Genomic DNA, 12,808 nt, shown 5'->3' on the forward strand with positions numbered 1-12,808 from the left:
ATTATTATTTTAGACTTATGAAAAAAATAGTTGTTTTAACAGGTGCAGGAATCAGTGCTGAAAGTGGAATAAATACATTTAGAGATGCTAATGGATTATGGGAAGGTCATGATATAATGGAGGTTGCCTCACCAATTGGTTTTGAAAATAATCCTGCTTTAGTATTAGATTTCTATAATAAGCGTCGTCAACAATTATTTGAAGTAGAACCTAATGAAGCTCATCATAACTTAAAACGCTTAGAATCGCAATATGAAGTTCATATTATTACACAGAATGTAGACGATTTACATGAAAGAGCAAACAGTTCAAACATTTTACATTTACATGGAGAACTTTTAAAAGCAAGAAGTTCAGCTGTCAATGATTTTATTTGTCATTGGGAAAAGGATATTAACTTAGGTCATCTAGCGAAAGATGGATCTCAATTAAGACCTCATATTGTTTGGTTTGGTGAGGATGTACCATTACTAGAAAAAGCAGTAGAAATTACCGAAAAGGCTGATATTTTAGTTATCATAGGAACTTCGATGCAAGTATATCCTGCAGCCAGCTTAATAAACTTTATTAAGGATGAAACTCCGATTTACTTTATAGATCCTAAACCTTATATAAACAAAAACGCCTTTAATAATTTAACTATTATTAAAGACGTTGCTACCTTGGGGACAGATAAACTATTAAAAATGCTTATGCATTAATTTTTAACGTATGTAATCATTAAATTATCGTCTGCTGCTCCCTTTACATCTTCTACTAGCTCAACAATTAGCTTATCACTAGAAATTTCAATAATTCTATGAAAAACCGTATCTGAACCAGAAATTTTAATCATCTTTTTGGTCTTATCGTAATTCCATGAAGAAGTTTCCATCTCTCCAAAGTGAGATTCTTCAACTTTTCCATCTTTAGAGAATAATAACCACTCATCTTCTTTATTTGAAGATAATTCAGGTTCCTCTCCTTTCTCCTGTACTGATTCTATAAACCATTTACCAGAAGTAAGAATTCCTTCTACATCCTGAGCATTAACTGCAAAAGATGCTAGACCTAAAAAAAATGCAAATACTATTTTTTTCATTATATACAGATTGTGTTTCTATTCAAAAATAAGCAAAAGTTAGACCAAAAATAAATTATGTTGATAATTAACTTATAATTTTTTCGAAAAAGGCAAATAATTCGCCATTTGATATACTACTTCCTTTCTCTATTAAGTCAAAGATTTCAGGGTTTCTTTCTTCAGAATATGGTTTGTTACCATGTAAAAAAGAAACTTCTGGGGATTTATAATGTTCTAACAACCAAGTATAACCATTTTGAGTTAATAAGTCAATATCTTTTTCAACTTTTATTACAATTCTTTTTATTTCTTGATCCTCACACTTGAATAAATTAATTGTTTTTGGAGAAAAGTGTTCTAAAAATTTAGTTCTTGTCAGTACATCTTCCCAAACAACATCACTAAATAAATTCATCTCTTCCTCTGCAAGTTTCGGATTCTCAGCTTTAATCGTGGTCCACTCCTTAACATCAATACTTTGAGTAGCTAAAAATTGCGCAAACTCTTGATGTAATGATTCAAATTGCTCTTTCGTAAGTTGTCTATATTTCATTTGGCAATTTTAAGAGTAAATTTGGATTTGGGCAATTTTGTTCATAAAATTTAACTTCCAATTCTGAACAAACTCCTGGATAATCACCTTCTTTATTTTCTATATCTAAAATAAGTTGAAAATGTAAATGTGGAGCATAGTCACCATTCACTTCACTTTTACCTAACGTACCTATTTCTTCGCCTTGAGTTACACTCTGACCAATTTTAAGATTTTCAATAGAAGATAAAGCTAAATGACCATAAAGAGAATAAAAAGTTTTTCCTTCAATATTATGCTCTATAATAATTGTTGGTCCGTAATCTCCATGGTTTAAATTATTTTTAAAACTGTGGATTTTACCATCTAAAACTGATAAGACCTTCGTTCCTTCATCACACCATAAGTCAATTCCTAAATGAATATTTCTTTCATTAGTATCCGAAGTATTAAAATATGAACTTCTCTTATATATGTCTCTCTTCTCTAAATATCCACCGTAAGCAACTTTAGCTTTCTTTTTATTTAAAAATGACTCTAAATAATTTTTCCATTCTAATGAAGATGAAACATCAAAAGAGTTTAATTCTTTATTATTTGAAGAAATTGAAACTGGAACGTAATCCGATAGTTCAATGGATTGATCTATTACTTTAATTGGAGTATCAGTAATAGTTTTTAAAAAGTTTGTCATTTTGTAAAAATAAAAAAGTGCAGCTAGAAAAACTAACTGCACTTAGAAAACTCTGGTTTATAACTAGTTTCTATTAACTGTTATCGAATTTGAGAGGTCAAAACATCCTTTTAAATCGTTGGCGTTTTTACCCATTTCTAATCCTTCCAATCCATCTTCATAACGGATATACCAGATTAGACATACTCCAACTCCTGCTCCATCAAAGTTTACACCTTCTAAAGCAGCCATTGTTGGCGGTAATCCTAAAATATTACCCATATCATCTGTTACGATGAAAGAATTATTAGCTCCAACAGGAGTTCCTGTTAAAGTAATTCCTGAAACGTTATCTGCAGTTCCATCAACAGTAAAGTTAAATGGACCTCCATTTAATGTTCCTGCTTCTGTTGGAGAACAACGTAATACTTCAATTGAATTAGATAAACTAAATAGTCCTTTTAAGTCATTAGCATTTTTACCCATTTCTAACCCTTCTAATCCATCCTCATAACGGATATACCAGATTAAACAAGTTCCAGCTCCTGCTCCATCAAAGTTCACACCTTCTAATGCAGCTAATGTTGGTGGTAATCCTAAGATATTACCCATATCATCTGTTACAATAAATGAATTATTAGTTCCGACCGGAGAACCTGTAACTGCAACTCCAGATACATTATCTGCTGTTCCATCAACTGTAAACTTGAAAGGACCTCCTGTTAATGTTCCTGCCATTGGAGCAGCAACTCTATCTACAATAATTTCATTAGATAAATCGAAACATCCAGATAAATTATTAGCATTTTGTCCCATTGCTAAACCTTGGATTCCATCTTCGTAACGTAAATACCAAATTAAACATCTTCCGACTCCAGCTCCATCAAAATCAACACCTTCTAAAGCCGCCATTGTTGGAGGTAATCCTAAAATATTCCCCATATCATCAGTTACCACAAACGTGCTATTTGTTCCTTCAGGAGAACCTGTTACTGCAATACCAGAAACGTTATCTGCTACACTATCTCCAACTCCAAACTTAAATGGCCCACCAGTTAATGTACCTGCTTCAGTTTTCGAACGAATAACATCAATAGAATTAGATAAACTGAATACTCCACTTAAATTGTTTGTATTCTCTCCCATTGCTAATCCAGTTAATCCATCTTCATAACGAATATACCAGATTAAACACTTTCCAGCTCCTGCTCCGTCAAAATCAACACCTTCTAATGCAGTTAATGTTGGAGGTAAACCTAAAATATTCCCCATGTCATCTGTAACAATAAATGAACTGTTCGTTCCTACCGGAGAACCAGTAACGGCAACACCAGAAACGTTATCAACAGTTCCATCTACACAGAAATTAAATGGCCCACCAGTAAGCATTCCAGCAACTGGTCCTCCATTTCTATTTACTGTAATTGAATTAGATAAATCGAAGTTTCCTTTTAAGTTATTTGCATTTTGACCTACTTCTGCACCTTCAATTCCATCTTCAAATGCTAAATGCCAGATTAAACAAACACCTACTCCTGCTCCATCAAAATCAACTCCTTCTAAAGCAGCTAATGTAGGAGGTAATCCTAAAATATTCCCAGTATCGTCTGTAATGACATACGTAGTATTTGCTCCTTTGATATCACCCGAAAGTGTAATTCCAGATACATTATCAGCTTTACCATCTACAAAGAATGTAAACGGACCACCACTCAATGTACCTCCTTCTGTTATTACAACATTATCATCATCATCACATGATGTAAATGTTAGTGCTAAGGCTAAAAATCCTAATAGTAATTTTCTCATGGTTGTAATTTATATAACGGTTTATACAAAACTATTCCAAGAGATTTTTATAAAATGTAAGCTAGCTTACATTTAGGCAGTTTTTTTCAATAATCTGATTTCTTTTCTATTAAAATCAATGATTTCATTGTGTTTTAATTCGTTTAATAATGAATTTAATGTAGGACGTGAAGTACCAATTAATGAAGCAATATCTTTTTGAGTATATGGATGTCTTATGACATGATCACCTGTTTGATCACATTCATATCCATAATCTTCACAAAGTTCATCTAAAAACTCAAGTAGTCTTGTTTTAGCGTCTTTAAAAAGTAAAAGTTCTAGTCTTCGTTCTAATCTTTTAATACGTAAACCAATGAATTTATAAATTTTAAAACTTATCGAAACATTATCACGCATTAATTGAAACATGGTATCTTTTGATACTGGACAAATTGAAGTAGTATTGTCTATAGATTGTGCAAATTCATTTCTTTTATCAATACCTAAAAGTGCTTTTTCACCAAAAATTTCTCCTTTGGTTAATATTGCTTTAATGACTTCCTCTCCATCTTCAGTATAATAGCCTAGCTTAACCTTACCTTTATCAATAAGGTAGATTTTATTAGCGTTATCGTCAGTAAAATAAATGTAATCACTCTTTTTATACTTATCAATATCGTGTTCCTTTTTGTACGCTGGATACTTATGTGGACACAATATTTTAAAGAGATTTACATCTTCAAAATACCATAAAGCACTCATAGTTCTGCAAGTTTATAATAGTATGTCCTGAAAATAGTAAATTCCTTACAATAGAATTGATGAAATTTTCAAAGTTTATATACTTATTTTTTCAACTAGATTCTCAATCATTTGAACACCAAGGTTTAATTGCTCAATTGAAACAAATTCATTAGCTCTATGTGCTTGTTCAATTGAACCTGGGCCACAAATAATACTTTCAAAACCAGCTTCAGCAAATTGTCCTGCCTCCGTTGCATACGCAACATAACTAGGAATATTATTACCTGATATTTCTGAAACTAAATCAACTATAGATGCATCTTCCTCGGTTTGCAGTCCTGGCACAGGTGGATGCAATAATTCATTTTCAATTTTAAAGTCGGGAAAAATCTTTCTTTTCTCTTCTTGAAGTTCGTTACAATACTCTTGAAAATCATTTACAATATCGGTTATACTATCTTCAGGAATAGATCTTACATCCCATTGAAACACTGTACTTCCAGCAACAACATTCGTAGCAATTCCTCCTTTTATTTGACCAACATGCAATGTTGAATGTGGTGGTAAAAAAGATTCATTTCTTGTGTTCGAAGCTAACTCTTTCATTTTATTTTCAAGCCATAAAATCAACCTAGTACTTTCATGTATAGCACTAACTTCTTTTTCTATTCTACTGCTATGCCCCTGACTTCCATTAACCGTTGTTTCAACATATAAAACTCCTTTTTGACCAACAATGGGTTGCATCATAGAAGGTTCTCCAATGATTGCATACTTCGGCTTTTCGGAATAATAAGAATTGATATGTTCAGCTAATTCAGGAGCTCTTAAACAACCAATTTCTTCATCATATGAAATGGCAAAATAGATTGGAACAGACAAATCTGCTTGAACCATTTTAGGTAAAACTGATAAAAAACAAGCCAAGTAACCTTTCATATCGCAAGCTCCTCTTCCATATAACCTGCCTTCTTTTTCAACAAGTTCGAAAGGATTGGTATCCCAAGGTTGTCCTTTTACAGGAACAACATCTGTATGTCCCGAAAGAATTATCCCGCCGTCTACTGCTGGTCCAATTCTACAATGCAATGAAGCCTGAGTTTTTTCTTCATTGTAAACATAAACAGTTTCAATATTATACTGTTTTATATAGTCAGTAATCCAGTTTACTAAATCAAGATTATTTTGTTTACTTAATACATCAAAACTAACAAGTTTTGCTAATATCTCTTTCGCTGTCATTCTAATAATTTATAAAAGTAGCAATTGTTAAAACCGTCCATGAAAGTACTAATATTATCATCACTAACGGTAAAATAAATTTGAACCATCTGTTCAATGGAACTCTGCACATACTAAGCATTCCTATCAACCCTCCTAAAGTTGGATTTACCAAATTTGTAACTCCATCACCTATTTGAAATGCTAATATTGTTGTTTGTCTAGTTAATCCTAAAACTTCACCTAATGGAATCATTACAGGTAATGTTGCTAGTGCTTGCCCACTTCCAGAAGGAATAAACAAGTTGATAACACCTTGTGAAATAGACATTCCTACGGCTGCAAAAAATTGAGGTAATCCCTGTAAGATATTAGACATTTCATAAGAAATTGTATCACCAATATTACTCATATCCATCAATACTTTTATAGTTGTCGCGAAACCAACCATAAATGCACCAGGAGCCGCTTTAGAAACTGATTTTAGAACTGTTTCACTAAATGTATTTTGATCCATTCTAGTTACTAATCCTACTAAAATTGAAATGATTAGAAAAATCGCAGATAACTCAATAAAATACCATTTGTAGGAAAATACTCCCCATACAATAACTCCTAACCCGACAATAAAAATTGATAAAACAAGAATATTTATACCAGTAATTCTATATTCTGATATTGGTTTAGACAATTGAATTCCACTTTCATCTAAACCTTTACCTAAGGATTTAGCAGGTGAATCTGATATTTTCTTTAAATATCGAATATTATACATTGCTAATATAAATAGCGCTGTAATACATAATAGTGTTCTTAATAATGCTCCCGAAAACAAAGGAAGTTCTGCCAATTTATGACCAATACCCACCGTGTATGGATTGATTGGCGATAAACCAAAACCAATTGTAACAGCAGCGACAGAAATTCCTGCAGCTAAAATTAAATCACCGCCAATTGCAATACTTAATACGGCAGCAATTGGAATCATCGCAATATTATGTTCGTAACCTACAAACACACCTAATGCTCCATAAAAAAATGTAATTAAGAACACGATTAAATATCTCTTTTCGTTTCCTAATTTTCTCACTAACGTACCTGCAGCATTTTCAATAGCTTTTGATTTCTCGATAACTCCGAACATAATTCCTCCAGCTAAAACAATAAAAATGATATTTACTGCAGTCTGAAAACCTAAAGGAATTGCCTTGAATATATCAAAAAAGCCAATTGGAGAACTCTCTATTTTAGTGTAAGAGTTTGGGATTACTGTATTTTTCCCATCTATTAAAATACGTTCAAACTTACCAGCCGGTATTTTATGAGAAAGTGCTGAAACCAATAAAATTATTAGAAATAATAAGGTTAAAGCGTGCGGGATTTTAATATTTTTCAAGAGATTGATTTAAAACATACATATCTTCCAAAAATAAAAAAGTGCAGTTAATTACTGCACTTTCTTTTATAATATTTGATATCTAGAAATTTAAGCGTTTTGTTTTTTTATCAAATTCAACGCTGAACCTTCATTGTACCATTCTATTTGACCTTGGTTATACGTATGATTTACTTTAATAGTATCCTTACTACCATCAGCATGAACAACCTCTATTGTTAATGGTTTTCCAGGAGCGAATTCATGTAAATCTAAAAAGTTAAACGTATCATCTTCCTGAATTAAATCATAATCAGCTTCATTATCAAAAGTTAAACCTAACATTCCTTGTTTCTTTAGGTTAGTTTCGTGAATACGTGCAAATGATTTTACAATTACTGCCACTACTCCCAAATGACGTGGTTCCATTGCTGCGTGCTCACGAGAGGAACCTTCTCCATAATTATGATCACCAACTACAACAGTTGGAATTCCAGCTGCTTTGTAGGCTCTTTGCGTTTTAGGAACAGCATCATACTCTCCATCAATTTGACTTTTAACAAAATTGGTTTGTTTATTATAAGCGTTTACTGCTCCAATTAAACAGTTATTAGAAATATTATCTAAATGTCCTCTGTAACGTAACCATGGACCAGCCATAGAAATATGATCTGTAGTACATTTTCCAAAAGCCTTGATTAATAGTTTTGCCCCTTTAATCTCATTACCAATTGGTGTAAATGGAGTTAATAATTCTAATCGTTCAGAATTTGGATCAACTGAAACTACTACTCCACTTCCATCAGCAACAGGTTCTAAGTAACCGTTTTCTTTTACTTCAAATCCTTTTGGAGGCAATTCCCATCCCGTTGGTTCATCTAACATTACTTCTTCACCATTTTCATTGATTAATTTATCCGTTATTGGATTGAAATCTAATCTTCCCGCAATTGCAATTGCAGCAACTAATTCTGGAGAAGCAACGAATGCATGTGTATTCGGGTTTCCATCTGCACGCTTCGCAAAGTTTCTATTAAAAGAATGAACTATACTATTTTTCGGTGCATTTTTAGGATCTTCATAACGCGCCCATTGACCAATACACGGTCCACAAGCATTGGTAAAAATAGTAGCATCTAACTTTTCAAATACATCAAGAATCCCATCTCTTTCTGCAGTATAACGAACTTGTTCTGACCCTGGATTAATACCAAATTCTGCTTTGGTTTTTAATCCTTTATCTAATGCCTGTTGAGCTATAGAAGAAGCACGAGATAAATCTTCATATGAAGAATTTGTACAAGATCCGATTAATCCCCACTCCACTTTTAATGGCCAATCGTTAGCATTTGCTTTTGCCGTCATATCAGGACCAGCTTCTGTAGATAAATCAGGAGTAAATGGCCCGTTTAATAATGGTTGTAACTCTGATAAATTAATTTCTATAACTTGATCAAAATACTGCTCTGGATTAGTATATACTTCAGGATCTGCGGTTAAATAACTCGCCACTTCATTTGCTGCATCCGCAACATCTTCTCTATCTGTAGCACGTAAATAACGTTCCATAGACTCATCATAACCAAAAGTGGAAGTTGTTGCACCAATTTCCGCTCCCATATTACAAATAGTTCCTTTTCCAGTACATGACATTGCTGTTGCACCAGGTCCGAAATACTCAACTATTGCTCCAGTTCCTCCTTTAACAGTTAGAATTTCTGCAACCTTTAATATAACATCTTTAGGAGCTGTCCAACCTGATAATTTACCAGTTAACTTTACTCCAATTAATTTTGGAAATTTTAATTCCCAAGGCATTCCAGCCATAACATCAACTGCGTCAGCTCCACCTACTCCGATGGCAACCATTCCTAATCCTCCTGCATTCACAGTATGGGAATCAGTACCGATCATCATTCCGCCAGGGAACGCATAATTTTCTAAAACTACTTGGTGAATAATTCCTGCTCCTGGCTTCCAAAATCCAATTCCATATTTATTTGAAACCGATTCTAAAAAATTGAAAACCTCGTTACTTGTGTTTAAAGCATTTTGTAAATCACTACTTGCCCCATTTTTTGCTTGAATTAAGTGATCGCAATGTACCGTAGTTGGAACTGCAACTTTTGCTTTTCCTGCTTGCATGAATTGCAATAAAGCCATTTGCGCAGTTGCATCCTGACAAGCCACTCTATCAGGTGCGAAATCCACATAATCCTTTCCTCTTTGAAAAGCTTTTGTAGGATTTCCGTCCCAAAGATGCGTGTATAATATTTTCTCTGCTAAAGTTAAGGGCTTACCAGTAATTTTACGAGCAGCATCCACTCTTTCCACTACTTTACTGTAAACCTCTTTTATCATTTCTATATCGAAAGCCATAAAATTTGAGTTGTTTTTAATCAGTCTGACTAATTTAGCAAAAAAATGAATAGAAAATTCTTATAAATTAACTCCATAAAAAAAGCTCAAGTTTAAAAACTTGAGCTTATAATATTTATGATAGTTGCTAATTATACAACTAAAAGCTTTTGTGAAGGCTTGAATTTAGTTAACACAATTCCTTCAACAGCAGCCTGATACTCTTCTAATGTTGGAGTTCTTCCTAAAATTGAAGATAATACAACTACAGGAGTTGATGATAACAAAGATTCTCCTTTTTTCTCTTGTGAATCTCTTACAACACGACCTTGGAATAAACGAGTTGATGTTGCCATTACAGTATCTCCTGGCTCAGCTTTTTCTTGGTTACCCATACAAAGGTTACATCCTGGACGCTCTAAATATAAAACGTTTTCATACTTTGTACGCGCTGCTGCTTTTGGAGCATCATCATCAAATACAAATCCAGAATACTTAGCTAAAACATCCCAATCACCTTCTGCTTTTAACTCATCAACAATGTTGTATGTTGGAGGAGCTACAACTAAAGGTGCATTAAACTTAACTTCACCTTGTTGAGCTTCAATGTTCTTTAACATCTGAGCTAAAATCTTCATATCTCCTTTGTGAATCATACATGATCCAACAAATCCTAAATCAACTTTCTTAGTTCCTCCGTAGAAAGATAAAGGTTGAATATTATCGTGAGTATAACGCTTAGAAACATCTTCGTTATTTACATCTGGATCAGCAATCATTGGCTCAACAATCTTGTCTAAGTCAATAACAACTTCTGCATAATACTTCGCATCAGCATCTGGTCTTAAAGCTGGTCTACTTCCTGACTCTAATTCAGCAATACGATTATTAGCTTTATCAACTAAACCTTGTAAAACTTGTTTCTCATTATCCATTCCTTTATCGATCATAATTTGAATACGATCTCTAGAAATTACTAGTGATTCAATTAATGTTTCATCCTCTGAAATACAGATAGAAGCTTTAGCTTTCATTTCTGCAGTCCAATCTGTAAATGTAAATGCTTGATCAGAAGTTAATGTACCAATGTGTACTTCGATAATTCTTCCTTGGAATACATTCTCTCCTTCAAACTGATCTAACATTTGTTGTTGTGTAGCATGAACTACGTCACGGAAATCCATGTAAGGAACCATATCTCCTTTGAAAGTTACTTTAACTGACTCAGGAATTGGCATTGTTGCTTCACCTGTTGCTAATGCTAAAGCTACTGTTCCAGAATCCGCTCCGAAAGCAACACCTTTTGCCATTCTCGTGTGTGAATCTCCACCAATAATAACATCCCAATCATCAACAGCGATGTCGTTTAATACTTTGTGAATTACATCAGTCATCGCATGGTAAACTCCTTTAGGATCACGTCCTGTGATTAAACCGAAGTCATTCATAAACTTCATTAATCTAGGAATGTTAGCTTTAGATTTGTCATCCCATACAGAAGCTGTGTGACATCCTGATTGATATCCAGCATCTACAATTGGAGAAATAACAGTTGCTGCCATCATTTCTAACTCTTGAGAAGTCATTAATCCTGTAGTATCTTGAGATCCTACGATATTAACTTCTACACGAGTATTAGAACCTGCATGTAATGTAACTCCCGGAGTATTTCCTACAGCGTTTCTATTGAAAATTTTCTCTACTGCAGTTAATCCTTGACCTTCAATTGAAATTTCTTTAGAAGGAGCATATACTTGAGGAACATCAATTCCTAAAACTTTACAAGCAAAAGTTTGTAATTTCTTACCGAAAACTACAGCGTAAGAACCTCCTGCTTTAATAAACTCCATCTTTTGAGGAGTTAATGCAGTTGATATATCTTTCAACTCAGTATCTCCATTATATAATTTCTTTTCTTTAGTATTTATAGTAAGAACTGTACCTGTTTTAACAGAATATACTTCTTTTAATATTGGATCTCCTTCTTCATCAACGATAGTATTACCATTCTCGTCTTTCTGCTTCACCCAATTCTTTAAATCAATTCCAATACCTCCAGTTACACCAACAGTAGTCAAGAAAATTGGAGCTATTCCATTTGTTCCAGCAATTACTGGAGCAATATTGATAAAAGGTACATAAGGACTAGAAGGAATTCCTGTCCATAATGCAACGTTATTTACACCTGACATACGAGAAGAACCAACTCCCATTGTTCCTTTCTCTGCAATTAACATTACTCTTTTATCTGGATGTTGTTTCTGTAATGCTAATAATTCATTTTGCATATCTTTATTATGCTCAAACATAGATTGACCGTGTAACTCACGATCTGATCTTGAATGTGCATCTGCACCTGGTGAAAGTAAATCTGTAGAGATATCTCCAACACCTGCTATATATGTTACTACTTCAATCTTTTCATCTATCTCTGGTAACTTCGTAAAGAACTCCGCCTGTGCATAACTCTCTATAATTTCCTTAGCAATAGCACTTCCAGACTTCATTGCTTCTTCTAAGCGCTCAGTATCAGCTTCATATAAAAACACTTGAGTTTTTAATACTTTCGCCGCTTCATTTGCAATTGCATCATCATTTCCTAAAGCTAAATCTAAAAGCACTTCTACTGAAGGACCTCCTTTCATGTGAGATAACTGCTCAAAAGCAAACTCAGAAGAAATTTCCTCTACTACAGTTTCTCCTAAAATGATTTCCTTTAAAAATTTAGCTTTTACACCAGCAGCACTAGTTGTACCTGGTAAAGTATTATATATAAAAAAATGAAGAGAATCTTTTCTATGTGGGTTGTTAGCATCTTTTATTTGTGCAATTACCTCACTTAATAATTCCGCTCCATCGATTGGTTTAGGATGTAAACCTTGACTCTTTCTCTCTTCAATTTCTTGAATGTAATCTTTGTAAGTGTTCATAAATCTTTTTAATGTTAAAGGCTGTTATGAAATCGTTTTCGTTAATTTCAATCAGACAAAAGTACGACTTTAGCTAATATTTTGAAAATAAACAACGAAACTTCGAAATAACTAAATTATC

10 protein-coding genes are annotated in these 12,808 nt (G+C 33.4%); 1 reads left to right on the forward strand and 9 read right to left on the reverse strand.

The genetic code is table 11. From position 1 onward, the window contains the following. Window positions 1-17 precede the first annotated feature (17 nt). On the forward strand, window positions 18-701 hold the full coding sequence (locus ABNT61_RS04335) for a Sir2 family NAD-dependent protein deacetylase (protein WP_348745001.1): 684 nt from the start codon (window positions 18-20) through the stop codon (window positions 699-701). Here ABNT61_RS04335 and ABNT61_RS04340 read toward each other — a convergent pair. The 9 genes from ABNT61_RS04340 to ABNT61_RS04380 form a co-directional block, all read right to left on the reverse strand. Next, on the reverse strand, window positions 698-1,081 hold the full coding sequence (locus tag ABNT61_RS04340) for a hypothetical protein (RefSeq protein ID WP_348712295.1): 384 nt from the start codon (window positions 1,079-1,081) through the stop codon (window positions 698-700). The two genes, ABNT61_RS04335 and ABNT61_RS04340, sit on opposite strands and share 4 nt — an antisense overlap. Before the next feature lie 67 nt (window positions 1,082-1,148). Then, the gene (locus ABNT61_RS04345; RefSeq protein ID WP_348712296.1) at window positions 1,149-1,616 is read right to left on the reverse strand and encodes a DUF6495 family protein; all 468 of its coding nucleotides are present in this window, start codon (window positions 1,614-1,616) and stop codon (window positions 1,149-1,151) included. Beyond that, on the reverse strand, window positions 1,606-2,289 hold the full coding sequence (locus ABNT61_RS04350) for a peptidoglycan DD-metalloendopeptidase family protein (RefSeq protein WP_348745002.1): 684 nt from the start codon (window positions 2,287-2,289) through the stop codon (window positions 1,606-1,608). Before ABNT61_RS04350 ends, ABNT61_RS04345 begins: the two co-directional genes overlap by 11 nt. A 63-nt stretch (window positions 2,290-2,352) precedes the next feature. Continuing rightward, entirely contained in the window at window positions 2,353-4,077 is a 1,725-nt protein-coding gene (locus ABNT61_RS04355; RefSeq protein WP_348745003.1) for a hypothetical protein, read from the reverse strand. A 72-nt stretch (window positions 4,078-4,149) separates the two neighbouring features. Beyond that, window positions 4,150-4,821 carry a Crp/Fnr family transcriptional regulator gene (locus ABNT61_RS04360; RefSeq protein ID WP_348712299.1) on the reverse strand — a complete coding sequence of 224 codons (672 nt, stop codon included), beginning with the start codon at window positions 4,819-4,821 and terminating at the stop codon, window positions 4,150-4,152. A 75-nt stretch (window positions 4,822-4,896) separates the two neighbouring features. Continuing rightward, complete coding sequence (argE, locus tag ABNT61_RS04365; protein WP_348745004.1) at window positions 4,897-6,045, reverse strand: acetylornithine deacetylase; 1,149 nt, start codon at window positions 6,043-6,045, stop codon at window positions 4,897-4,899. Window position 6,046: 1 nt separating this feature from the next. Further along, window positions 6,047-7,420 carry a YfcC family protein gene (locus ABNT61_RS04370; RefSeq protein ID WP_348742114.1) on the reverse strand — a complete coding sequence of 458 codons (1,374 nt, stop codon included), beginning with the start codon at window positions 7,418-7,420 and terminating at the stop codon, window positions 6,047-6,049. A gap of 90 nt (window positions 7,421-7,510) precedes the next feature. Further along, window positions 7,511-9,778 carry an aconitate hydratase gene (locus ABNT61_RS04375; RefSeq protein ID WP_348742115.1) on the reverse strand — a complete coding sequence of 756 codons (2,268 nt, stop codon included), beginning with the start codon at window positions 9,776-9,778 and terminating at the stop codon, window positions 7,511-7,513. Window positions 9,779-9,909: 131 nt separating this feature from the next. Then, window positions 9,910-12,687, reverse strand: coding sequence for a bifunctional aconitate hydratase 2/2-methylisocitrate dehydratase (locus ABNT61_RS04380; protein ID WP_348742116.1), 2,778 nt, complete (start codon window positions 12,685-12,687; stop codon window positions 9,910-9,912). Between the last annotated feature and the right edge of the window lie 121 nt (window positions 12,688-12,808).

This window comes from Tenacibaculum sp. 190524A05c (assembly GCF_964036595.1).
Classification (GTDB): domain Bacteria; phylum Bacteroidota; class Bacteroidia; order Flavobacteriales; family Flavobacteriaceae; genus Polaribacter; species Polaribacter platacis.